This window comes from Martelella sp. K41-7, assembly GCF_055808365.1.
Genome location: NZ_CM147867.1, coordinates 2813731 through 2838091 on the forward strand (window position 1 = coordinate 2813731; position 24361 = coordinate 2838091).

General features: G+C 60.5%; 20 protein-coding genes and 2 pseudogenes. 14 read left to right on the plus strand and 8 right to left on the minus strand.

Annotated features, from left to right (window positions below; all coding sequences use genetic code 11):
- Positions 1–34: 34 nt before the first annotated feature.
- From AC0L7L_RS13400 to AC0L7L_RS13415, 4 genes are read right to left on the minus strand one after another with little or no spacing between them, the layout of a single operon-like run.
- Positions 35–1276: an amidohydrolase family protein gene (locus AC0L7L_RS13400; RefSeq protein ID WP_473509509.1), complete on the minus strand. Its 1242-nt coding sequence runs from the start codon at positions 1274–1276 to the stop codon at positions 35–37.
- A 4-nt stretch (positions 1277–1280) separates the two neighbouring features.
- Positions 1281–2471 (minus strand): amidohydrolase, encoded by a 1191-nt coding sequence (locus AC0L7L_RS13405; RefSeq protein WP_272212480.1) that lies wholly within the window; start codon positions 2469–2471, stop codon positions 1281–1283.
- A 10-nt stretch (positions 2472–2481) separates the two neighbouring features.
- Entirely contained in the window at positions 2482–3513 is a 1032-nt protein-coding gene (locus AC0L7L_RS13410) for a questin oxidase family protein (protein ID WP_473509513.1), read from the minus strand.
- A gap of 17 nt (positions 3514–3530) precedes the next feature.
- Positions 3531–4985, minus strand: a complete 1455-nt coding sequence (locus AC0L7L_RS13415; protein WP_272212484.1) for an NAD(P)-binding domain-containing protein — start codon at positions 4983–4985, stop codon at positions 3531–3533.
- Positions 4986–5192: 207 nt separating this feature from the next.
- Here AC0L7L_RS13415 and AC0L7L_RS13420 point away from each other — a divergent pair, with 207 nt between their 5' ends.
- The 3 genes from AC0L7L_RS13420 to AC0L7L_RS13430 all read left to right on the plus strand — a co-directional run bounded on the left by AC0L7L_RS13420 (position 5193) and on the right by AC0L7L_RS13430 (position 8317).
- Positions 5193–6473 (plus strand): ABC transporter substrate-binding protein, encoded by a 1281-nt coding sequence (locus AC0L7L_RS13420; RefSeq protein WP_473509515.1) that lies wholly within the window; start codon positions 5193–5195, stop codon positions 6471–6473.
- 135 nt (positions 6474–6608) lie between these two features.
- Positions 6609–7502 (plus strand): carbohydrate ABC transporter permease, encoded by an 894-nt coding sequence (locus AC0L7L_RS13425; protein WP_473513925.1) that lies wholly within the window; start codon positions 6609–6611, stop codon positions 7500–7502.
- Positions 7499–8317, plus strand: a complete 819-nt coding sequence (locus AC0L7L_RS13430; RefSeq protein ID WP_272212487.1) for a carbohydrate ABC transporter permease — start codon at positions 7499–7501, stop codon at positions 8315–8317. Before AC0L7L_RS13425 ends, AC0L7L_RS13430 begins: the two co-directional genes overlap by 4 nt.
- A gap of 275 nt (positions 8318–8592) precedes the next feature.
- Here AC0L7L_RS13430 and AC0L7L_RS13435 read toward each other — a convergent pair whose 3' ends face one another.
- Both AC0L7L_RS13435 and AC0L7L_RS13440 read right to left on the minus strand, forming a co-directional pair.
- On the minus strand, positions 8593–9762 hold the full coding sequence (locus tag AC0L7L_RS13435) for an ABC transporter ATP-binding protein (protein WP_272212488.1): 1170 nt from the start codon (positions 9760–9762) through the stop codon (positions 8593–8595).
- A 50-nt stretch (positions 9763–9812) separates the two neighbouring features.
- Positions 9813–10592 carry an SDR family NAD(P)-dependent oxidoreductase gene (locus AC0L7L_RS13440; protein ID WP_473509518.1) on the minus strand — a complete coding sequence of 260 codons (780 nt, stop codon included), beginning with the start codon at positions 10590–10592 and terminating at the stop codon, positions 9813–9815.
- Positions 10593–10769: 177 nt separating this feature from the next.
- Between AC0L7L_RS13440 and AC0L7L_RS13445 the strand changes: the two genes are divergently transcribed.
- Genes AC0L7L_RS13445 through AC0L7L_RS13455 form a run of 3 tightly spaced genes read left to right on the plus strand, consistent with a single transcriptional unit; the run spans position 10770 to position 13993 of the window.
- Positions 10770–11621: a DeoR/GlpR family DNA-binding transcription regulator gene (locus tag AC0L7L_RS13445; protein ID WP_473513927.1), complete on the plus strand. Its 852-nt coding sequence runs from the start codon at positions 10770–10772 to the stop codon at positions 11619–11621.
- Between the two features lie 52 nt (positions 11622–11673).
- A complete protein-coding gene (locus AC0L7L_RS13450; RefSeq protein ID WP_473509520.1) occupies positions 11674–12474 on the plus strand; it encodes a BtpA/SgcQ family protein in 801 nt (266 codons plus the stop codon).
- Positions 12475–12499: 25 nt separating this feature from the next.
- Positions 12500–13993: an FGGY-family carbohydrate kinase gene (locus AC0L7L_RS13455; protein ID WP_272212495.1), complete on the plus strand. Its 1494-nt coding sequence runs from the start codon at positions 12500–12502 to the stop codon at positions 13991–13993.
- 19 nt (positions 13994–14012) lie between these two features.
- Here AC0L7L_RS13455 and AC0L7L_RS13460 read toward each other — a convergent pair whose 3' ends face one another.
- A complete protein-coding gene (locus AC0L7L_RS13460) occupies positions 14013–14639 on the minus strand; it encodes a GntR family transcriptional regulator (RefSeq protein WP_473513928.1) in 627 nt (208 codons plus the stop codon).
- Positions 14640–14806: 167 nt separating this feature from the next.
- Here AC0L7L_RS13460 and AC0L7L_RS13465 point away from each other — a divergent pair, with 167 nt between their 5' ends.
- The 7 genes and pseudogenes from AC0L7L_RS13465 to AC0L7L_RS13495 all read left to right on the plus strand — a co-directional run bounded on the left by AC0L7L_RS13465 (position 14807) and on the right by AC0L7L_RS13495 (position 22215).
- Positions 14807–15457: a GntR family transcriptional regulator gene (locus AC0L7L_RS13465; RefSeq protein WP_473513930.1), complete on the plus strand. Its 651-nt coding sequence runs from the start codon at positions 14807–14809 to the stop codon at positions 15455–15457.
- Positions 15458–15586: 129 nt separating this feature from the next.
- Positions 15587–16403 (plus strand): annotated as a pseudogene (locus AC0L7L_RS13470) (ABC transporter substrate-binding protein).
- A 74-nt stretch (positions 16404–16477) separates the two neighbouring features.
- A complete protein-coding gene (locus AC0L7L_RS13475) occupies positions 16478–17170 on the plus strand; it encodes an amino acid ABC transporter permease (protein WP_272212499.1) in 693 nt (230 codons plus the stop codon).
- 17 nt (positions 17171–17187) lie between these two features.
- Positions 17188–18078 carry a 4-hydroxy-tetrahydrodipicolinate synthase gene (dapA, locus tag AC0L7L_RS13480; protein ID WP_272212500.1) on the plus strand — a complete coding sequence of 297 codons (891 nt, stop codon included), beginning with the start codon at positions 17188–17190 and terminating at the stop codon, positions 18076–18078.
- Between the two features lie 13 nt (positions 18079–18091).
- Positions 18092–21027 (plus strand): annotated as a pseudogene (locus AC0L7L_RS13485) (FAD-dependent oxidoreductase).
- The gene (locus AC0L7L_RS13490) at positions 21024–21752 is read left to right on the plus strand and encodes an amino acid ABC transporter ATP-binding protein (RefSeq protein ID WP_473509523.1); all 729 of its coding nucleotides are present in this window, start codon (positions 21024–21026) and stop codon (positions 21750–21752) included. Before AC0L7L_RS13485 ends, AC0L7L_RS13490 begins: the two are co-directional and overlap by 4 nt.
- A gap of 46 nt (positions 21753–21798) precedes the next feature.
- The gene (locus AC0L7L_RS13495; RefSeq protein ID WP_272212503.1) at positions 21799–22215 is read left to right on the plus strand and encodes a DUF3830 family protein; all 417 of its coding nucleotides are present in this window, start codon (positions 21799–21801) and stop codon (positions 22213–22215) included.
- 57 nt (positions 22216–22272) lie between these two features.
- Here the strand turns inward: AC0L7L_RS13495 and AC0L7L_RS13500 are convergent, their stop codons facing one another.
- Positions 22273–23292: a phosphotriesterase family protein gene (locus AC0L7L_RS13500; RefSeq protein ID WP_473509525.1), complete on the minus strand. Its 1020-nt coding sequence runs from the start codon at positions 23290–23292 to the stop codon at positions 22273–22275.
- Between the two features lie 162 nt (positions 23293–23454).
- Between AC0L7L_RS13500 and AC0L7L_RS13505 the strand changes: the two genes are divergently transcribed.
- Complete coding sequence (locus tag AC0L7L_RS13505; protein WP_272212506.1) at positions 23455–24300, plus strand: ABC transporter substrate-binding protein; 846 nt, start codon at positions 23455–23457, stop codon at positions 24298–24300.
- Positions 24301–24361: the final 61 nt, after the last annotated feature.

Below are 24361 nucleotides of genomic sequence, written 5' to 3' on the forward strand. Positions count from 1 at the left end.
GCAATTCCTGTGCCGTTCGGCGGCTTTCAGAAATTCAATTGCCTTCGGGTGTACAGAATAACCGTGGTCTTGGCCGCTCGAATGTCTTCTTTCCATTGCGCCAGCCGCAAAGCGTCGGCGCAATGGTCGCCACGGCTTCCGCCGGCGTTTCGGCATCGAAGATTATGACGTTGGCGGGGGCACCCGCCGCAATCGCGGCAGGCTCCCGCCCCAGCAGGCGCTCGGCCTGGCCGCTCATCATGCGGTAGACGGTTTGAAGCTCCTCCGCCGTGCCGAGCTGGGCGATGTTGGCGTAGAGGTTGGCCATCCGCATCAGGGAGGCATCGCCGAAGGGCGTGAACGGATTGAGGACGTTATTGGTCGAGAGCGTCGCAACGCCGCCTGCCGCAATAAGCCTATGGCCCGGCGTCACACCGCGCGGCACCAGATGCGTGAATTCCCGGCCGTTGAGATAGAGATCGGTCGCCGGAAGCACCGTCAGGGCGATGCCGTTTTCGGCAAGCTCGGCGAGCGCCGATGCAAATGCGTCCGGCTCAAGCGCGGACAGCTTGGTGACATGACCGATGGAAACGCGCCCCTGAAAGCCGCGCCTCCTCGTTTCGGCGATGATGGCGCCGAGATTGGAGCCCTCCGGCTTCAGGTCGAAATCGACATGGAAATCGACATTGACGTCGAAGCGCTCGGCAAGATCGAAAATTCTGGCGACGTGAGTGGCCGGATCGTCATCAGTATAGGGGCAGCCGCCCACCTGATCGGCGCCATTTGCCAGCGCCTCGGCCAGCATCTCCTCGGTGCCCGGATCATTGGTCAGGCCCTCCTGCGCAAAAGCGCAGATGATGATCTCGATGGCATCGGCATAATCGCGCCGGATCGCCTTGATCGCCTCGAGCGAGCGGAAGCCCGCGCGGGGATCGATCTCGACAAAGGTACGCATCAGCGTGGTGCCGTGGCTGATCGCCTGTTCGACCACCTTTGCGGCGCGGGCGTAGACATCCGCCTCGGTGAACGCCGCCTTGGCCCTTGCCGTCTCGCGCACAGCCTCCGCAAGCGTGCCCTCGCAAAGCGCGCAACGGCCGATGATCCCGGCCTTGTCGAGATGAATGTGGGTTTCCGTCAGCCCCGGCGTCGCAAGTCTCCCGCAAGCATCGAAGACCGGAGCATCGCAGGCGATGCCGCTTTTGACCGCCGCGATGCCGCCTCCGGCAAAGGCGATGTCGACCGGGGCATGACTATCGGCAAGGCGTGCATTTCGGATCAGAAAATCGATATCGGCCATTGCTCTAAACCAGACGTCCGGCTTCGGCGATCTTGCGCCCTGCCTTGAAGACAGCGCGATCGAAGGGCCGCTTGGCAAGCGTCTCGGCAACACTGCCGCACCCGACCAGAATGAAGTCAGCGGGAGCACCAATGGAAAGCGGCTCCGGCCGACCCAACACCGCGCCTGAAGCGCGCGTGGCCAGATCGAAGGCGCGTTCGAGATCTTCATCGGCGCGGAAATCCTGCCGGTCGCAGATAATGCCGGCGCGCTCGATCAGATCGCCATTGCCGAAGGGCGACCAGGCATCGCGGATATTGTCGGAGCCGCAGAAGACTCGAACACCCGCCGCCTGAAGCGGCTTGACCGGCGGCATCGGCACCGGGCCCGGTCCATTTGTCATGATCGAGACTTCGGCCCGCGCCAGAAGCTCCGCAGTTTTCCCGAAATCGGCACCATCCAGCGCGCCAAGGCAGAATGCATGGCTGACGGCAACCCGGCCCTGAAGCGAAAGCGCAATCGTACGTTCGGCAATCTGGCGCAGTTCGAAAGCGCCAAGCGGCCCGCCATCATGCAAGTGCAGGTCGACGCCAACATTGTGCCTCTCGGCAACAGCAAAGACCGCATCAAGGTGGCCGTTGATATCATCATCGATGCCGGCCGGATCCAGCCCGCCGACAAGATCCGCGCCCTCGGCAACAGCCTTGTGCAGCAGTTCTGCCGTGCCGGGATCGCGCATGATGCCAGATTGCGGAAAGGCGACAATCTCGATATCGACGAGGTGGCCGTGGCTTTGTTTCAACGACAGAACCTGCTCCAGGCCCTTGAGCCCGATCTCGGTATCGATGTCGACATGGCTTCTGACGGCGACCGTCCCCAGCACCGCGATCTTTTCGATCAGCGCGCCGCCGCGCGCCGTCACCGGAAGCGATACCGTGCGGCGCAGCTCGCGCTCCGCCGCGATCCGTTTGGCGACCGTTTCGCCGGGAATATGCGGAACAAATGGCAGGCCCATAAACGTCTTGTCGAGATGAATATGCCCGTCGACAAGGCCGGGGAGGATTATCCGTCCCGCGCCGTCAAGCCGTTCGGCGCTGTCGGAAATGGCAAGACTTGCGGCAGAGCCGAGGCCCGCCACGCGGCCACCTTCAATCAGGAGCGTGACACTTTCGCCTGCGGCATTGCGGATGTTCTCGACAACGAGACTTTCAGACAAGCGGCTTTCCTCAATCGATCAGGCGGAGACGGCGGGCGGCGGCGACGCGATAGAGGCGATCCCCGCCCCAGGCTTTCTGCTCCTCGAAGGCCGAGAAGGTCAAGCTGACATCATGCTCGTCATAAGAGGCAATCGCCGCCGCCTTGATCTCCGGCCATTCCGGTGCGGCGCGCGCGCGCATGTCTTCAACGGCTTCCGCCGTCGGGAAGACAGGAAAGCCGATCTTCGGCACAAGGGCGGCGATCACCTGCCAGAAGGCGCGGTAGAACGGCTCGACCTTGTCCTCATCCACATGAGAGGTGACAAGGCGCATCCAGTGCATGCCGGTGACAGCGTGAAGGGCTGAAAAATCAAGCGTGAAGGCAAAGGCGACGAGCGAGACCTCGGTCATGCGCCGCGCCGTGCTGTCATCGAACCGCAAACGGTCGATTACCGGCGCAAACCCCGGCAGCGCGCCGACAGCACGGATATTGTGCCAGAGCAGATCGGTCTCGGGTTGATAGTCCCGGATGCCCTCGATCTCGGCAATGCCTGCCAGCACCTCTGCCGGATCATCCGTATCGGCACCAAACCGACCGGGACCGGGCAGCGGCAGATAGGTCGCCGCCCAGTAGCCAAGCGCGTGGCCAACCTCGCGGGCGTCATTCTTCAAGACGCCATAGGCAAGACGCATCAGCGGATGGGTAGCGCTTCCGGCAATCCCCTGCGTCATCGCCGGCAGATAGGTGCGGATCGCCCGGTCGATGCCGAGCCGCTGCACCTCGCCGACAAAAAAGCCGCGATAGTCGGCTTCTCGCGAGCGCTCTCCGAGGGCATCCTGCCAGTTCTCCGGATCGACCGGCGCGACCGGCTCCGGGATTGGCGGCACGGCATGGGCATCGCGATAGGTCTCGTACCACTCGTCAAGCCGTTGCGGGGTCGCCCCGAGGCGATCGAGCGCAATCAGCACCATCGGCACGTGATTGGCGAGCAGATAGGGAAATTCAAAACTGCGCGTCTGGGCCCTGGCCAGAACGGCGTCGAGTGTCAGCGGTGTGGTCATATTGTCCTCCCCGGCCCTCAGGCCGAGATCTTGTCGCGCGGATTGAAATGCTGTTCACGATAGTTCGCAAGCTCTTCCTGAAAATGCGCGGCGTCCTCCATGAAGAAAGCCCGCGTCATGCCGTCGGCGATGCGGGCAATCCCGTATTTCACCCCGGTAATGCCGTTGCTGACCGGCCCGACGCTCGGCACGGCGCCGCCATTGAACATGTGGATGCGCGAGACCCAGCGATCCTGCACCGCGTCCATCGGCGTCAATTCAAATGTGCGCCCGAGATAGGGCGCCTGCAAGACCGTTTGGCAATCCTCACCTTCGGGCGGGGTGTAACGGTCCCGCCAATGGGCAAATCGCCCCTCAAGGCTTGCAAGTTCCGGCCGCATCGAAAAATCGACGCCGTAACCGGTTCCAAGCAGGATATGATCTGCGTGGATTGTGCCGTTTTTGGTCTCCGCGCGGATGCGACCGTCCTCAATGGCGAGCGATGTGACCCCGCTGCCAAACTCCATGACAAAATTGGCATAGGATGTGGCGCGGTCATACTGATCCTGCGTCGGTGGCACTTTCAGGTCATAATAGTGCCGCGAGAAACGCCATTTTTCATCATCGGCCAATTCTGCGAAAGTGCCGAGATACCCCGGAAAATTGGTCCAGGCCAGCGCTTCGGTGCAGGCCAGTTCTTTGGCGCGGGCCACCATGGTGACACGGCGCGCGCCTACCTCCAGCGCGGTTACCGCCCAGTCGAAACTGGATGTGGCCGAGCCCAGCACGATGACATCCTTGCCCTTCAGATGGCTGTCATCAGCCACTTCGGCGCTGTGGGTCCAGAATGCCTTGGGCAGCGCGCGGACATTGTCCGGCACGTAGGGTCCACCGCAACCATCCATGCCGTTCGCCATGATCAACCGGCGGCAGGTGATTTCGCGGGGCAGAGCTGCGGCGCCGGAGATCGTCAGCCGGACGCCGCTCTCTGCCTCGGCAACAGCCTGCAGTCGCGTCTCGTTATGGACCGTGACACCGCTCGCCTTGCGGAACCAGAGCATGTATCGCATCCAGTCCTCGCGACCGATTTTCTCCAGTCCTGCAAAGCTCTCCGCGCCATAGACCGTTTCATACCAGGCGCGCGGGCTGAGGCTCGGAATGCCGAAATCGGGACCGGCCAGCGTTTTCGGCGAACGCAACGTCTTCATGCGCGCCGATGTGATCCACGGGCCCTCGCACCCAGCCTCGGCCTGATCGATCACGAGGACACCCTCGATCCCGCGGCGTCTGAGCGCAAAGGCGGCGGATAGCCCATTCAGCCCACCGCCAACAATCACGACATTATAATGCGCCTTATCCTCCGGCTTTTTCAGCCACACCGGCGCTTCGGCCTCGATACACGCCATTTCCCAAGCCGCACGCGTGGCAAGCTGTTCGAGTCGATGCTCAAAACCGCCGGAAATCGACGGCTGATGGTCGGTGAGGCGCTGCATTTTGGTCCCCGATCAGGCATTTGCTCAAAATTCATGCACAAGCGGCGAATTTTGTCTGAATTTTGGGCGATTATGTTCTATTTTGTGATTTTTTACTTGAATTGTTTTTTTGTCAAGTGCGCTTGAGTGCGTTTTTGTTTGATGTATAGTGCTTATCGATCATGACATTCACGAGAACAACAGATGCATGATATAAAGGGGAACAACATGAAAAACGCAAATGCCGCAAAATATGCGACAGCCGGACTACTGGCCTGCCTGCTGGGCTCAACGGCCCTTGCGCAGGACAAGCCTTTTTCCGGCATCACGCTTACCATCGCCTCACAGAACGACCAGTTCGCGCCTGTGATCGCCGAGCTGGCGCCGAAATTCGAGGCGGAAACAGGCGCTACCGTCAAGGTCGACATTCTCGACTACGGCTCGCTTCTGACCAAAACCACCGCCGATTATATCGGCGACACCGAAGGTTATGACATCGTCACCATGGACATCGTCTGGGCCGGTGAATACGCCGAAAACGGCTATTCGGTCGAGCTTTCAGAGCTGATCGAACGCGATGCCGACGAAATCGACGTCGATGACATCTACCCCAATCTGATGATGGGCCTCGGCAATTATGAAGGTCAGCAGGTCGCCTTCCCGTTTGCCGGATACGCCAATGTTCTGGCCTATAACAAAACCCGCCTTGACCAGGCCGGCCTTGCAGCGCCAACGACGATGGAAGAGTTCGTCACTGCCGCCGAAACGCTGACCAAGCCTGACGACGGACTCTACGGCTTCGTCGCCAACGGCCAGAAGGGCCCGGCCAGCGCTCAGGACTGGATGCAGTATAACAGCGAAATGGGCGGCGCGATCATGGGCGACGACGGCATGCCGACGCTCAATTCCGACGCCAATGTCGGAAGCCTGAAGGTTTATCGCGACCTGTTCCGCAATTCGGCCCCTCCCGGCGCTGCCGGCTATGATTGGGGCGGCCGCGAGGAAAGCTTCCGCCAGGGTGTTGCGGCCATGATGCAGACCTGGTCGGTCGGCGCGCCCGGCTATTACAATCCGGAAATCTCGAAGGTTGTCGATGATGTCGCCATCACTACCGCGCCGCATTCCGGTGACATGGCGCCGAGCTACGGCATTGGCGGCTGGGGCATGGCGATCAATGCCGATGTCTCGCCGGAACAACAGGAAGCCGCCTGGGCTTTCATCAAATGGCTGAACAGCCCTGAAATCCACAAGGAATTCAATTTGATGGGTGCCGGCAGCTTCCTCCGCAAGAGCGAGATGACCGATCCGGACCTGCTGGAAAAATTCCCGTTCCTGCCGGTGCTTGCCGAAACCTTCGAGAACGGCAATTATGATTACCGTCCGCGCATTCCGGAATATCCGCAGATCCAGGACTTCCTGGGCACAGCGGTCAATTCAGTGCTGGTCGGCGATGCCGATCCGAAGGAAGCGCTGGATACCGCGCAGGCACAGGCCGAAGAGCTGTTCTGAGAACTGCGCTGAACTCTGCGGACCGCGCGTTTTGATGCCGTGCGGTCCGGCTGTTGCATGTCACTTGAAATCGAGGATACGCGCGTGAGTGCGATCGCAGATCATCTGCCCTCCGGGCTGATCGAGCCCAAGGGAATGGCTTTTGCCACAAAGCGAAAGGTGTTTCTGGTGGCCATGGCCGTGCCGGTCGTCGCCTATGTGCTGGTTGTCGGCATCTGGCCACTAACGCAGGGCATCTGGTACAGCCTTTACGACTACAATCTGATCCGCCCGCAGCGGACCAAATTCGCCGGCATCGACAATTACATCGAGATCATCACCGATCCGGTCAGCCGACAGGCGCTGATCAACACCGCTATCTTCACGTTCGGCGCGGTGTTTTTCGAACTGCTGATCGGCTTTGCACTGGCCTTAGCGCTCTGGCGCGATGACCGGTTCAACCGGCTTGCTCTGGCACTGATCCTGATCCCCGTCACCATCACGCCGCTGGTTGTCGGCCTGATCTTCAAGGGGCTGCTGGCCGCCGATTATGGCATGATCGGCTATTTCCTCGCCCAATGGGGGCTGACCGATCCGCGTGGCCTGCTGGCCGACCAGCACGCCGCCCTTGCCACACTGATCTTCATCGACGTCTGGGAGTGGACGCCGCTGGTGGCGCTGATCCTGCTGGCGGGACTGAAGGCGCTTCCGTCCGACATCCTCGAAGCCGCCTCCGTTGATGGCGCAACGGGCCTGCAGAAACTGAGGATCATCGTGATCCCGCTGATGCTGCCCGCCGTTCTGCTGGCGCTGATCCTGCGCACCGTCGACGCCTTCCGGGTGTTCGATACGGTTTATGTGGCAACCGGCGGCGGGCCGGGCAACGCCACCAACACGCTGATGCTGCATGCGGTCAAACAGGGGCTTGAATTCTTCAATATCGGCCGCGCCTCGGCAATTGCAAACCTCACCCTGCTGATCATTGCCCTGATTGCTGCGGGCTTCGCGCTGATGATCCGCCATGCCGACAGGAAGGCCAACGGAAAATGAGTGCAAGTTACTGGTTTCAGACTGGCCGCCGCGCCTTTCTTCTCATCATGCTGGTGTTTTTCCTGGCGCCGTTCCTGTGGCTGGCAACCACCGCCTACAAGCCGTCAAGTGCAATCTTCTCGATTCCGCCAACATTCGCCTTCTCGCCCACGCTTGACCAGTTCCGCACAATCTTCCGGTTGTTCGATGTCTGGAGCCTGCTGCGCTCCAGCGTTCTGATTGCCACCGGCTCGGTCATCCTGTCGCTGGCGCTCGGCGTTCCGGCAGGCTATGCGCTGGCACGCTCGAAAAGCCGCTATGCCATGGGCATTGCCTATTTCCTGATGGCGATCCGGATGATCCCCTCGGTTGCAGCGCTCATTCCGTTTTATCTGATGATGCGCGATATCGGGCTTCTGGGAAGCTGGATGTCTGTCGTGCTGATCAACTCAATGCTGAACTCGGCCTTCGTAACCTGGTTGATGTTTTCTTACTTTCGCGGTCTGCCGCCGGAGCTCGAAGAAGCAGCGCTCACCGATGGCTGCACGCAGTTCGGCGCCTTCTTCAAGGTCGCGCTGCCCGCCGTGATGGCCGGGATCGTCGCCTGTGTGTTGTTCTGCCTGATGTTTTCCTGGAACGATTTCCTCTACCCGATGTTTCTGACCCGGCTGGACTCGAAACCACTCTCCGTGGCGCTTCTGTCGGCCTATGGCACAAAGGACATCACCTGGGGCACACTGGGCGCGCTGGCGCACTTCTCAACCATCCCGATCGTGGTCGTGATCCTGTTTTTGAACCGCTATTTTGTGCAAGGGCTGACCAAGGGTATTCATTGAACCACCCTTTTGCAGGCTGGCCGACGTGCGAAAGGCGGCAGGCCAGTTTGCTGACAGAGCCGGCCCCCTCACTTTCGTCACCCTCGGGCTTGTCCCGAGGGTCTAACCATGTTTGGTTGCGACAGGCGAGTTGGGATAGATATTCAGGTAAAACAAACCTTTGTAAGAAACCAGCACCGCTCGTTTGGTGGCGTGATTGGATCCTCGGGTCAAGCCCGAGGATGACGCCCGTAAAAAGGATAGGTTTGCAAACAGCCTGAGGCCTTCCGCCCCGCTCAATCCCGGATCGCACCTTCCGTCTGAGCGTTGAAAACATGGATGTTCCCGGCATCAACGGCAAGCGTTATGGTCTCGCCGGCCTTGATCCGCATTTGCCCATCCAGAACAACGCGCAGGCGCGGCGCGGAGAGCGCACCATCCCCCTCGCCGTCATTTCCGATCTCACGCAGGCTACCGTCGGCAGAGCCGATGTCGATATGGGCCAGAAGCGTGGAGCCCAGATCCTCGACGAAGATGACCTCGCCTGTCACGGTATTGACCGCGCTGTCGGGATGTTCGACCGGGGTGAACATTTCCGGACGAATACCGAGGATCACGCGATCGCCGATCGAGCGCTTGAGGCCCGGCCGCACAGTCAGATCATCGGCGGCAAACAGAAAATCGAAAGGTCCGACACGGGCATCGATCCCGTCATCGGCCATGGCAAGGCCGGCCGCCATGAAATTCATCGACGGCGCACCGATAAAGCCTGCCACGAAGAGATTGGCGGGCGTGTCGTAGAGCGCGCGCGGCGTATCAAGCTGCAGGAGAACGCCATGACGCATGACGGCGACACGGTCTCCCATGGTCATCGCCTCCACCTGGTCATGGGTCACATAGACGGTGGTAACGCCGGTGAGCTTCTGCAGCCGTGCGATCTCGGTGCGCATCTGTCCGCGCAGCCTTGCATCGAGGTTGGAAAGCGGCTCATCCATCAGGAAGGCCTTGGGGTCGCGCACCAGCGCCCGGCCCATGGCGACACGCTGCCGCTGGCCGCCGGAAAGCTGACCGGGCTTGCGCTTCAGGTGCTCGGAAAGCTCCAGAAGCTCAGCCGTTTCGCGCACCTTTTTCGCCAGCGCCTGCTTTTCCGAGCCGCGAACCCTGAGACCGAAGCCGATATTCTCCTCGACATTGAGATGCGGATAGAGCGCATAGGACTGAAACACCATGGCGATGTCGCGGTCGCGCGGTGCAAGGTTGTTGGCGATGACGCCGTCGATGATCAGCCGTCCATCGGTAATGTCCTCAAGGCCCGCAATCATCCTGAGCGCGGTCGACTTGCCGCAACCTGAAGGTCCGACAAGCACCAGAAATTCGCCGTCTTGGATGTGAAGGTCGAGATTGGCAATTGCCGCATATCCGTCTGGATAGCGCTTGCCGATACCGTCGAAAATAATGTCTGCCATACGCTTTCCCGCTCTTTTGTCGTCAGTTTCAGGCTGTCCGCAAAGCGGGCTTACGTCATGTAGATGCCGCCGGTGACGTTCACGCCCTGCCCGGTCATGAAGCGGGCGGAATTGCTGGAAAGGAAGACAGCGACATCGGCAACGTCTTCAGCCGTCTCGAGCCTGCCCAGCGGGGTTTGCGCGATGTAGTCGGCGATCACTTCTTCCGGCGTCATGCCGCGCAACTCGGCCTCCCAGGCTACCTCGCGATCCTGCATCGCGGTCTTGACCAGACCGGGGCAGATGGCATTGACCCGGATGCCGTCGCCGGCAAGCTCCTTCGCCAGCGCCTGCGTCCAGCCGAGAACGGCAAACTTGCTGGCCGAATAATGCGCGAGAAACGGCGCACCGACCTTGGCGGCAAGCGAAGCGGTGTTGACGATCACGCCCTTGCCATTGGCCTTGAAGCGACGCCCGGCAATCTGGTTGGTCAAAAAGATGCCGCGCGTGTTGACGTCAAAGTTGAAATCCCACTCCTCGTCGGTGAGATCCAAGGCGCGCTGCATGGAGGAGACCCCGGCATTGGCGAACAGCATATCGAAGCCGCCAAGCCTTTCTTCTGCCTCGGCAAAAGCCTCTTCTACAGACGCGCGCTTGCGTACATCAATCGAAACGGCAATTGCGCCAGTCTCGTCACCTGTTTTCGCGGCAGCTTCGGGATTGATATCGCACAATGCGACATCGACCTTCTGGCGCCTCAACGCCTCGACAATGGCGCGACCGATACCGGTGGCGCCGCCGGTGACGACGGCCTTGCGGCCTTCGAGCTCGGGAAAGATCGGGTGAGTCATTTTTCGTTCCCCTTATTGGTTCGTTCGATCATATATCAACAAAAACATACACAACAAGAGAAAATAATGTTTGAATTTGTTCGATCCTGCTGCTAGTCATGAAGCTCAGCATTGATCGGCCTGCGACAGAATGCGCTGCGCCTGATCGAAACCTCAATCGTGCCGAAAGGATCCGTCTTGCAGGGTGGCCAGGGGGAAAAGACCGGAGAGAAGACCAAGGTTCTCGCGCAGGTGCGCCATTCGCGCATCCTTGATGTTCTGGCCGAATTCGGGGCGCTTTCGGTCTCCGATGTTGCGGGACAGCTCGGCGTTTCCGAAATGACGGTCCGGCGGGACCTTGCTGAACTGGAGAAGGAGGGCAAGCTTGCCCGCACCCATGGCGGCGCCGTGCGCTCCGAACAGAGCGCAGAACCCGTCTCCGCCCCGGCAGCCCTTCCCGGCGAACCGTCGTTCCAGCTCAGAACAGTCAAGAACGCGCTTGCCAAGCAGGCCATCGCCGTCGAAGCCGAGACACTTTCCGCCGGCGCGCGCACCATCGCGCTCGATGTCGGCACCACAGCACTGCTGCTGGCCAGAAGGTTGCAGGACCGCCAGCACACCAAGATCTTCACCAGCTCTGTCCGCAACGCCTTTTTCCTCGGCGAGGGGCTGGCCGAGGTCTATCTGCCGGGCGGACGCATGCGCGGCGACGAAATGTCGATTTCCGGCCCGGCGGCAATCGCTGATTTCAACACGCTGTGGTTCGACATCGCCTTCATCGGCATCTCCGGGCTGACCGCCCAGGGGATATACGACTATTCCTTCGATGACGCCGAGATGAAGCGCGTGTTTCTGAGCCGCTCGACGCGCAAGGTCGTTTTGTGTGACGCCTCCAAATTCTCCTGCATGTCGCTGGTTCATGTCGCCGACCTTGAACAATTCGACGTGCTGATCACCGATGCCGAGCCGCCGGGAGACATCGCAAAGGCACTCGCTGCCGCTGAGGTCGAAGTCCGCATCGCCAGCCCTGCACGCAAAATGGCATCCTGACCCAATTTCCGGGCCCGACCCGCCAGACTGCTTACCCAAATGGAGTACTTCAATGGTTTTCGAGTTCTTTGGCGCCAAGAAAAAGGCGGTCATCGCCATGGCCCATATCGGCGCACTGCCCGGTTCTCCGCAATATGACAAGGATGGCGGTCTCGACAAGCTGATCGCGGATGTCCTTGCCGACATCGAGAAACTGCAGGCCGGCGGCGTCGACGCGATCATGTTCGGCAATGAGAACGACCGGCCCTATGTGAAGAAGGCCCCCGTCGAGGGTATTTCCGCAATGACGGCCGTGGTGCAGGCGCTGAAGCCGGAAATCAAGGTGCCCTTCGGCGTCAATTACCTCTGGGATCCGGAAGCAAGTGTCGCGATCGGCGCGGTCACCGGCGCAAGCTTCGTGCGCGAAATCTTCACCGGCGTCTTTGCCTCCGACATGGGGGTCTGGGCACCGGATTGTGCCACGCCCGCAAGGCTTCGCGCCAATCTCGGCGCCAAGGACATGAAGCTCTTGTTCAACATCAATGCCGAGTTTGCCCACCCGCTCGACCAGCGGCCCATCGCGCTGCGCGCCAAGAGCGCGGTGTTCTCATCGATGGCAGACGCCATTCTGGTCTCCGGCCCGATCACCGGTCAGCCCGCAGACCAGTCGGAGCTGAAGACAGTGTGTGAGACCATCGAAGAGGTTCCGGTTTTTGCCAATACCGGCGTCAATATCGACAATGTGACCGACGTCATGTCGGTGGCCGACGGCTGTATTATCGGCACGCATTTCAAGGTCGATGGCGACACCTGGAACCCGGTCGACCAGGACCGCGTCAGCCGCTTCATGGACAAGGTCGCAACACTGCGCTGAATAAACCCTGCGCTGGAGGCTTGGCATGGCTTACGTGATCGGTCTCGATATCGGGACGACATCCACCATCGGCATTCTGATCGAGGTTCCGGGCCGGGTCGTGGGGCTTGCGAGCCGTCCGGTCACGCTGTCCTCGCCGCATCACGGCTGGGCGGAGGAAAATCCGGCTGAGTGGTGGGAAAACGTCCAGGCGATCACCCGCGAACTGCTGGCGCTGGAAGGCACGGACCCGGCCGATATCGGCGCCATCGGCGTCACCGGCATGCTGCCCGCCGTGGTGCTTCTGGATGAGGCCGGGACCGTGCTGCGTCCAAGCATTCAGCAGAGCGACGGGCGCTCGGGGCGCGAGGTTGAGGCCATGCGCCGCGAGCGCGGCGAGGCCGCATTCATCGCAAAGGCCGGAAACGGCATCAACCAGCAGCTGGTGACCGCCAAGCTGCGCTGGATCGAAAAGCACGAGCCGGATGTATTTGCCCGCATCGCCACGGTGTTCGGCTCCTATGATTTCATCAATTTCAAGCTCACCGGCAAGCGCGCCGTTGAGCAGAACTGGGCACTCGAAGCGGGTTTCGTCGACGTCGCAAGCGATGAACTTGACGACGACCTGATCGACTGGGCCCATCTGCCCCCAAACGCCATTCCGCCCAAGATCGCCTCGCATGAAGTGCTCGGCACCGTCGGCGAGGAAGCCGCCGCCCTTACCGGCCTTTGCGCGGGAACGCCCGTTGTCGGCGGTGCGGCCGATATGGTGGCCTCGGCGTTCGGCGCGGGCGTGCAGGAAGCCGGCGATGTTCTTTTGAAATTCGGCGGTGCTGTCGATATCCTGACGGCGACAGATAAGGTTCGCCCCGATCCGCGCCTGTTTCTCGACTACCACCTGATACCCGGCCTCTATATGCCGAACGGCTGCATGTCGACGGGCGGCTCGGCACTCAACTGGTTCATCGCGACCTTTGCAGGCAAGGAACAGCTTGCCGCCGAATCGGAGGGTATATCAACCTATCGCTATCTCGACCGGCTGGCGGAAAACCGTCCGGCGGGCTCAGACGGCGTCGTGATCCTGCCCTATCTTCTCGGCGAGAAGACACCGATCCACGATCCCGATGCGCGCGGGCTGATTTCGGGCCTCACCCTGTCGCATGATATCGGCCATCTGTGGCGGGCGCTGCTGGAATCCTATGCCTACGCGCTCAGACACCATATCGATGTGCTCAACGATATGGGTCTTGAAACCTCGCGCTTTCTGGTTTCCGATGGCGGCGCGCAAAGCGAAATCTGGATGCAGATTGTCGCCGATGTGCTGCAACAGCCGCTGCAATGCCTGACCGGACATCCGGGTTCGTGTCTGGGCGTTGCCTGGACCGCGGCCATGGGCGCCGGGCTTGTCGATGACTGGGCCGGCGTTTCAGCCTTTGTCGGAAAAGGCGTGACGGTTGAGCCCGATGTGTCGAACCGGGCGGTCTATGATGACGGTTATACCCGCTTCCGCGCGCTCTACCAGCCACATGCCGCCCCCTGAGGGCGGCCGCGCCAAAATTTCAGGCCGTGCTCAGGAAAAGGTTCTTGCGGGCAAAATCGATCAGGCTCTGGATATGGTTTGCGACAGAGATGCGGGCCCCCTCAACATCCTGCTTTTCGATCGCCTCAATGATCTCGATATGCTCGGTCGAGTCCGGTCGCAGCCGATCCTTCAACTGGTCGATCTCGAACAACCGCGTGGTTGCCCGCAATTCGCGCAAAACCTTCGCCATCACGGCATTGCCGCAGTGGTCGATGATCATGTTGTGCAGATTGTCGTCGGAAAACCAGTGCTCGTCAGTATGATAGCTGCTGGCCTCCAGAAGCTCCTGGATTTCACGGCGCACCTTGATCAGCTGCCCGCGCGGGATCGCCGGCACAGCCAGCGCCGCCGCCGCCGGCTCGATCAGCAGACGAAGCTTCAGGCTCTGCAGATATTCGCCGATATCAACCCGGCGCACAACATAGTTCCGGCCATTGCCCTTCAGCACAAGGCCCTCGCCCTCGAGGCGCTGCAGTGCCTCACGCAGGGGCGTGCGGGAAATGCCGAGCGTTTCGGCCAGTTTCGCCTCAACAATGACATGCCCGCCCCTGAGCCGTCTGTGGCGGATCATATCGGAGACGGCTTTATAGGTCAGGGAGGCCAGATTGTGCTGCCCTCCCCCGCAAGCTTCGGATTTTGTTGTACGACAGAGCCAGTCAAAGGCCTCTTCCCGGAGATGTTCATCGCGCACGATCGGCAAGAAGCGATCGGCGCCTTTCAAGAATCACATATGTTGCATAATCTTCGTATTTTACCAAAGGACATATACGGCTGATGCTCGACGACCAGAATGATCCGCCCGAAACCAGCCTTGCCGAGGAAGCCTATCGCGCGCTGCTGGCCGAGATCCTGTCGGCACGGCTTGCAGGCGGAACCGTCATCCAGCAGCGACGCCTTGCCACGGAGCATTCCGTGTCGCGCTCACCGATGCGACACGCCATCAGTCGCCTGGAAGGGGAAGGCCTTCTGGTGCGTACCGGCAAGGGCCTTCTTGCCGTCAGGGTCGTCACCCTCAAGGAATATCTCGACAGCCTTTCCATGCGGATGCTGCTGGAGCCGACCGCAGCCTACCATGCCTGCTCCAATATCGATCCGGTCAGCCTTGCCGCGCTGTCAGAAGAACTCGACGCCATCGACCATGCGCCGGACCCCGACCCCGAAGCCGTCTGGCACTTCGATGACGGACTGCATCTGACCATCGCGCGCCAATGCGGCAACGGCTTCATGGAAAACACCATCGCCGACATGCGCCGCTACACAACGATTTTCGAGCGGCAGGCAAAGGCCGCGCGCTCGAAGCCAGGTGTCGCAGAACACCGCGCAATCATCGATGCGCTTGTGGCCGGAGATCAGGAAAGCGCCCGCCAGACGATGATCCGCCATCTGGAAATGGTGCGCGACGGGGTTTTGCAAAACTATTGAGTGCCGCGTTCATGGGATGCTTGCATCACGGCTGGAATTATGTACTATAGTGGGATCCCACTTGAACACATAAACAAGTGACGACAACGATAACTCCAGAGGTAGACCATGATTTCCAAACGTTTTTCGATGAAAATGCTCTCCGCCGCGCTCGTTCTCGGAGCGGTCGCCAACGCCAGCGCTCAGGATTGCACGCCCAAGGTTGCCGACAGCGAACTGATCAAGTCCGGAACCCTGATCATGTCGACCAACCCGACGCTGCCGCCGCTGCAGTTTGTTGATCTCGAACGGTGATCTTCAGGGCATGCGCATCGAACTCGGCAACGAGATCGCCAAGCGCCTTTGCCTTGAGCCGGAATATATCCGCATCGAGTTTTCTGCCATGATCCCCGGCCTTCAGTCGGGCCGCTGGGACCTGATCAACACCGGTATTTTCTTCACCGAAGAGCGCGCCGGTCTGATGCAGATGATCCCTTATGAGAACCAGGCGATCAGCATTTCGGTCGCGCCCGACACTGAGACTGTGTACGAGACCAAGGAAGACCTCGACGGCATGGCCATCGGCGTCGAGATCGGTGGTTTCGAAGAAGCCAAGCTGCGCCTGATGGACGAGGAACTGAAGGGCGAAGGCCTGGACGGCATCACCATCCGCGCCTTTGACAACTTCGCCATGGCCTTCCAGGCACTGCGCTCCGGTCAGGTTGACGGCGTGGTCTCGATCGATGCCGTTGCCAAGGAATATGACACGCGCGGTGACTTTGAAACCGCGTTGAGCGGCCTTTACCCCGCTCCAGTTGCGCTGGCGATGAAGAACCCCGCCCTTGCCGATGCCGTTTCCGAAACGCTGGTCGAGATGAAGGCCGATGGCTCGCTCGGCGCACTGTTTGACGAATATGGCCTGCCGATGGTGGACGGTGACTACACCGTCAAGGGCCCCGGCCGCTGATCCGCTTCCCCTTTGATCCATGAGACACGGACGCAGTCCATCGGGCTGCGTCCGTACCCAACGGAGTTTCCACAATGTCGCTTTGGAACTGGCCTGGCTTTTTCAGCTATCTCTTCAATCCATTCATCTTGGGCGGCGTGGTCACGACGATCTGGCTGACAGTCGTCTCGCTGATCGCGGGTCTTGTTCTCGGCTTCGGCATCGCCATGATGCGGCGCTCGAAAATGCCCTTGGTCAAGATGATCGCGAAGGCCTATATCTGGTTGTTCCGGGGCACCCCGCTTCTTGTGCAGCTGATCGTCATCTATACCGCACTCCCGGTGATCGGCATCCGCTTCTCAGTAACACAAGCGGCACTTCTCGGTCTCGCCCTCAACGAAGCGGCCTACCTTGCCGAAATCATCCGTTCGGGCATCGAGGCGGTCTCCGAGGGCCAATCTCGGGCCGGCCGGGCGCTTGGAATGTCAGAGCGGCAGATCATGCGCAAGGTCATCATGCCCCAGGCCTTCCGGATCATCATTCCGCCGCTCGGCAACTCCGTTAACGGGCTGCTGAAAACCACATCGGTCACCTCTGTCATCTCGATGGAGGAGCTTCTGCGCCGCACCCAAATCCTGATCCAGGACAAGTTCATGGTGCTCGAACTCTTCGCCGTTGCGGCCATCTATTACCTCTTACTGACAACGCTCTGGGATCTTATCCAGGTTCGCATCGAACGGCATTTTGGCCAGTCAGATGCGCGGCTGACGCTCTCTGAAAAGCGCTGAATTACAGGACCAATTCCATGAAGAAAACATTCCGCGGCGTCTTTTCCGTAATGATCACGCCGCTCGCCAATGATGGCAGCCTCGACCTCGACGCACTGGCACGCTTCACCGACTGGCAGATCAAGGAAGGCATTCACGGCCTGATCCCGCTCGGCTCCACCGGCGAGTTTCTGTCGCTGAGCCAGGAGGAGCGCGACAGCGTTGCCCGCACCGTGATCGAGACGGCGGCAGGCCGCGTCCCCGTCCTCATCGGAAGTGGCGCCGAAGACACCCGCGAGGCCGTGCGTCTCAGCAAAGAGGCGGAGGCCATGGGCGCCGATGGCGTGATGGTGATCCCGCCCTTCTATTCGACCCCGACGGATGACGAACTGGTCGAACACTACCGCAAGATTGCCGGAGCCATCGATGTCCCCGTCATGGTCTACAACAACCCGGCGACCTCCAACGTCGACCTGATGCCCGATCTTGTCGCGCGTATCGCGGAAATCGATGGCTGCGACTACATCAAGGAATCGACTCTCGAAATCAGCCGTGTGCGCGACATCATTCTCGGTGTCGGTGACAATATGACCGTTTTCGGCGGTATCATGGGGTATGAATCCTTTGTCATGGGTGCACAGGGCTGGGTCGCAGTGGCCTCCAACGTTGCGCCCCGGCAGATGGCCCGTATTTTTGAGCTGGTCGCCGATGAGAAGAAATACGACGAAGCGCGTGCGCTCTACCTGGAGTGGCTGCCGATCATCAAGGCCGTCGCCGGTCAGGCTTATGTTGCGGGCACCAAATCACTGCTCACCCATATGGGCTTTCAGGCCGGTCCGCCGCGTCCACCCCGGCTGCCGCTGCCTGCAGAACGTGATGCCGAAATGAAGGCACTGGTCGAGACATTCGGCCTCCGCTTCGATAACTGAAAGCAACTGAGCCATGGCAGAAGCCCTTCTACGGGAAACAAGCGTACCAGCCGATCAGATGGTGCATCTGACCTTTGACGGCATGCCGGTCACCACGGAGCGCGGAAGCTCGGTGGCGGCAGCGCTTGAGGCGTGGGGCTGCCATAGTTTTTCCCGTGACGTGAAGGGCGAGGACCGTGGCCTTTTCTGCGGGATGGGCACCTGCCAGGACTGTCTTGTGACCATTGACGGCCAAGTGAGCCAGCGCGCCTGCATGCGCCAGGCCGAAGAAGGCATGGCCGTGACCCGCCAGCATCCCAGGCCGGATGTAACCGATCCCGCGCTGGCCGATCTCGCGCCACTGCCGGGTGCAATCCCGACGGTCGAAGCCGACCTGATGATCATCGGCGCTGGCCCGGGCGGCCTAGCTGCTGCTGAAACCGCGGCAGCCAGCGGGCTTAACGTCTTCATGGTTGATGAACGCCGTGCAGCCGGCGGGCAGTTCTTCAAGCAGCCGGCCAATGCCAGTGCGCGAAAGGCGCTGGCCCGCGACCAACAGGCCGCCGACGGGGCCGAACTGATTGCGCGCGTTACCAGGGCTGGCGTCACGATCCGGCACGAAACTCTGGTCTGGGGCGGGTTCCATGAAGATGATGGGCGCACAGTGCTATCCTGTCTCGGGCCAGACGGCGCATTTTACTGCAAGGCCCGTGCCCTTATCATAGCGACCGGTGCTCATGAGCGTCCGCCCGCCGTCAAAGGCTGGACATTGCCCGGAGCAATGACGGTGGGTGCCGCACAAACGCTGTTGCGCAGCTACGGAACGCTGGCAGGCCGCGCTATTATTGTGGCGGGAAACGGCCCGTTGAATTTCCAGGTCGCGCTCGAAATCATCCGCGCGGGTGGAAAAGTTGCCGCAATCATCGAAGAGGCCGCATCTCCGTTCAGCCGTCCGATGGCCGGACTTGACCTGATGCGCTCAGACCGCGCGCTTGCGATTGCCGGAACCGCCCAGCTCGCCCGCCTGCGTGCCGCCGGTGTCAAGATTTACTGGAAAAGCCGGCTTGGCGCCATCGGCGGGTCTGAAGCGGTCGAGACCGTCACGGTCGAAAGCACGCGCGGCAACACAACCATCGAAGCCGATACGGTGATGATCGGCGGCAGCTTCACATCCGCCAACGAGCTTGCAAGACTGCTCGGCTGCGCACACGCACCGAAGGACGGCGCACTTGAAACAGTGACCGGGGCAACCGGCGAGACCTCGCTTGCCCATATTCATGTGATTGGCGAAGCAGCCCGTTTCGGCGGCGCGCATGTGGCCATGAGCGAGGAAGGCTTGCAGCGGCAGCAATCGCGGGAAAACTGACGGATGGTGCCAGGACCGATATCGACATTGACGCCGAGACGCGCCGCCTGTCCCGCCACCGCCGTTTCCAGAAGGCTCTGTGGCGCCTTTTCGCCCAGGAAAAACGTGAAGACCGGTTGCCGGACGACGAAACCGTCATCTGCCGCTGCGAGGGTGTGACCTTCAAGGAATTGCAGGATCTCGTCGAGCGTGGCATTTCGGACATCGCGAGCCTGAAACGGCTGACGCGCGCCGGGATGGGCCGCTGCCAGTCGCGATACTGCAGCAAGGCGCTGGCGGACATCAGCAATGCCGGGAAACCGGCAGGCACTGAGACGAATGGATTTCTTGCGCCGCAAATGCCGCTAAGGCCTGTCCCGCTTGCAGCACTTGCCGTCGAAAAGGCCGAATGGGGTGGCCACAAGCATGCAATGCTGCCGGAGAGGCCATCCCATGAAGCAGTCGAACCGCTGCCCATCACAAAGGCGTCCATCGTGGTTATCGGCGGCGGCATTGCCGGCATCTCGACGGCCCTCTATTTGGCACGCGCCGGTGAGGATGTTGTCGTGCTCGAACACGCCTACCCGAATGGCGTGGCCTCCGGCGGCAATGCCGGTAGTCTGCATGCCCAGCTTCTGTCCTTCGATCACGGCGCGCGCGCTGAAGCAGGCGGCGGACCGGCAGCCCGCACTCTGCCGTTGCAGCTGCAGTCCATAGCGCTCTGGCAGGAGCTTCAGAAAGACACCGGAAGTGACTTCGAGATGAAGATCACCGGCGGTCTGATGGTTGCCGAAACCGAGACGCATATGCGCTTTCTTGAAGAAAAGACCGCGGTCGAAACCCGCGCCGGCGTCACCTGTCACGTTATCGGACAGCAGGAACTGCGCCGGCTCGAGCCTGCCCTTTCGGAGCGTTTTGTCGGCGCGGCCTATTGCCCGCAGGAAGGCAAGATCAACCCGCTTGTGGCCACAAACGGCGTGCTGCAGGAAGCGGAGCGAAACGGTGCCAGGCTTTTTGCACGCTGCTCCGTTTTGGCTCTTGAGCACAAGAATAACGGATTCACCGTCACCACGTCACGCGGCACCATCCATGCGACGCGCATCGTCAACGCGGCCGGGGCCTTTGCGTCGCGAGTCGGCGCCATGCTCGGGCTCGATGTTCCGGTATTCGGCGCCCCGTTGCAGATGGTGGTCACCGAGGCAGCGGCGCCCGCCATCAACTGCCTTGTCGCCCATGCCGACCGGCATCTGACCTTGAAGCAGGCGGCGAACGGCAATTTCATCATCGGCGGCGGCTGGACAGCCGGTCTCGATCCTGTCCATCAGCATCCACGTCCGCTGCCGACAAGCCTTGAAGGCAATCTCTGGGTCGCCCAGCATGTGGTGCCCGGACTGAAAAAACTGCATGTCCTCCGCAGTTGGGCGGCGATGAACATCAATATCGACGGGGCGCCAATTCTGGGCGAGCATCCAGCCTGCCCGGGCTTCTACAATGCGGTCACGTCCAACGGTTACACGCTTGGCCCGCTGGTCGGCAAGACAACGGCGCAAAGCATCCTCGGACAGGATACCGGTTTTGACATGGCACCCTTTTCAATCGAACGCTTTACGGGAACAACAAGATGATAGAAATCAACGGCGTCACCAAGTCCTATGGCGATTTCGACGTTTTGAAGAACTGCACGACCAAGGTCGATCGCGGCGAAATCGTCGTGGTCTGCGGCCCGTCCGGGTCGGGCAAATCCACGCTGATCAAATGCATCAACGGGCTGGAGCCTTTTGAAAAAGGCTCGATCCGGGTTCATGGCATTGAGGTCGGCGACCCCAACACCGACCTGACGGAACTGCGCGCCCAGGTCGGCATGGTGTTCCAGAATTTCGAGCTGTTCCCGCATTTGACCGTCATCGAGAATATCAAGTTGGCGCAGAAGCTCGTGCTCGGCCGTTCCGATGGCTCCGCCAACACCAAGGCGATGCAGCTTCTCGAGCGTGTCGGGCTTGTCGATCAGGCGGAAAAATACCCCGGCCAGCTCTCCGGCGGCCAACAGCAGCGCGTGGCGATTGCCCGTGCGCTCGCCATGGACCCGATCGCCATGTTGTTCGATGAACCAACTTCGGCACTGGACCCGGAAATGATCTCCGAGGTGCTGGATGTCATGACAGACCTTGCAAAGGATGGCATGACCATGATCGTCGTGACCCATGAGATGGGCTTTGCGCGGCGGGTCTCGACACGCGTTGTTTTCATCGATCAGGGCGAAATCGTCGAGGACCGGCCGAGCGACGACTTCTTCTCTGGCACCCATAACCCGCGCACCGGCGCGTTTTTAAGCAAGATTCTGCATCACTGATGCGTATTTCAATGAACCAACCGACCAAAAACAAGCAAGGCATAACATGAAACTGAAGATCACCGCCGGCCCGCACACATTCGACGCCGTTCTGGAAACAGAGAATGCCCCGAAGACCGTCGAGGCCTTTTTGAAGCATATGCCGTTTACCGGTCAGGTCGTCCATGTGCGCTGGTCCGGCGAAGGGGTATGGATCCCGCTCGGCGAAAAGGATTTCGGCGTCGGCTACGAAAACCACACCAGCCACCCCGCACCCGGCCACATCATTCTGTATCCCGGCGGCATCAGCGAAACGGAAATCCTGCTTGCCTATGGCGGCGTCGATTTCTCCTCGAAGATGGGCCAGCTTGCCGGCAACCACTTCATCACGATCACCTCGAACCTCGACAAGCTGCCGGAAATCGGCCGTCTGACGCTGTGGGAAGGTGCACAGGATATCCGCTTCGATCTCGCGGAAGACTGAAAATGGGCGGGGCGCCCTTGAAGGCGCCTCTTTTCCATATTCCTTAACTCATCAAAGTCAGAAGGCGGCGGGGGTATCGATCAGAAGCTGATCGATCTCGGCTTCCGCAAAGCCTCTGTCCTTCATCAACGGCACGACATTGCGCGGCAGGTGACTGTAACCGTGGCCGCCATAGCTTTGCAGCCGGCCGCGCGTGCAGATATCGTGCGACAGCGTCACCCGGTCTCCCATCCCTGCGTCAAACAGTTTCCTGAGCGTGTTGATCCGCATCCAGTCGGTCGGCAGATCCAGAATACCGAGCCAGTAGTTCGACTGTTCGATGCCGAAAAAATCATATTCGACGACGCAGCCGTGCCGGGCGAGCGCAACCACCTCCGGCTCTTCAAGCGTGCGATCCATGTGATCGATGATCACCCGGGCGATATCGGCACCATTCTTCTCCAGTATATCGAGAATTTCATACGGTGCATCCGGGTGCCGGCCGGGATGAACCGTGATCGTGGCCCCGGTCTGCTTTTGGGTTCTGGCCGCAGCCGCAAGGCTTCGCGCCTCAAACGGCGTCAACGGCCATGAACAGCCGATCTCGCCGATAATGCCGCAGCGGACGCCTTCCGTTCCCTCGCGCATCTGACCCAGCATGATCTCGAAGATTGCATCCTCGGACAGCGACAGCGCATCATCATCCAGAAAAGGTTCGGTGTAGAAACCCGCCCCCATCACGATATTGATACCGCTCGCCCGCGCCACACGCGCCAGTCCCGCCGGATCCGGCACGATGCCGCCCGTGGTGACATCAACGATCGTGCCGCCGCCTGCCGCGCGGAACCAGGCGCACTCGCGCCCGGCCACGGTCTCGTCCTGCAGGCGATGATTACCCGGATAGTCATTCGGCCGCCAGTTCACATCGAAGATATTGTCGAGGGTGATCTCGATTTCATCTGCACCCCGACGGGCAAGCGGTGTGAGGTCGCAGAGGATATGCTCATGCATCAGTGTGGTGCCGAGGTCTTCCGGGCGGATCGGGCCGGTCACGGTTTCAACGTATCCGGCCTTTGGTCTTGGGTCATCTGTCGTCAAAATGCCATTCCTGCTTAGAGCCGTGCGTTCTTTCGAGGCCGGAAAAATGCCGCTTGCCTCGAATGTGCACGCTCGGTATACAATACATATACAGACCGACAGCCGGACGCAAGTCAGGTGTCGGTCTGAAACGCACGAACAAAAATCAAGAAGGGAACAAACATGTCTTTCGCAACGGCGCGTCGCCGCTTTCTCGCCGCCACGGCAGGCCTTGCCGGCCTGTTGATCGCAGGCGCCATCCCGGTCTTCGCCCAGTCGGTACCTGAGCTCGACACCATCACCCCCGGCAAACTGACGATGTCGATCAACCCGACCCTGCCGCCGCTGCAATATGTCAACGACAAGGGCGAGCTGCAGGGCATGCGCGTTGAGCTCGGCAATGCACTGGCGGAAAAGCTCGGACTTGAGCCTGAATATACCCGCATCGAATTCGCCGCCATGGTACCGGGTCTTGCCTCCAAGCGCTGGGACATGATCAACACCGGCATCTACTTCACCGAGGAACGCTCCAAGCTGATGTACATGATCCCGTACGAGCAGGCGGCGGTCAGCTTTCTGGTGCAGGCGGGCAACCCGCTCGGCATCGAAAGCTGGGAAGACCTCTCCGGTTATGCCGTCGGCGTGGAGCTTGGCGGCGTTGAGGAAACCCGCACCCGCGAAGTAAACACGATGCTTGAGGCAGAAGGGCTTGAGGGCATCACCGTGCGCACCTTCAACAACTTTGCTGAAGCCTTCCAGGCGCTTCGCGCCGGTCAGGTGGATGCGGCAACCTCGATTGATGCAACGGCGATGTACTGGCAGCAGCGTGGTGATTTTACCCGCGCGGTTTCAGGCCTTTTCCCGCAGACGGCGACATTCGCCTTTGCCGACAAGGATCTGGCGGATGCAGCCGTCAATGCCCTGAACGAACTGAAAGCAGAAGGCTATTACGACAAACTCTTCGACCGTTACGGTGTTCTGAAAATCGATGGCGATACCTTCGCGATCCGTGGACCCGGCCCGCAATAACGCCAGCCTGCCCAAAATAAGGACCGGTGCGCTCACGCCTGCGCATCGGTCTTTCCGGCCT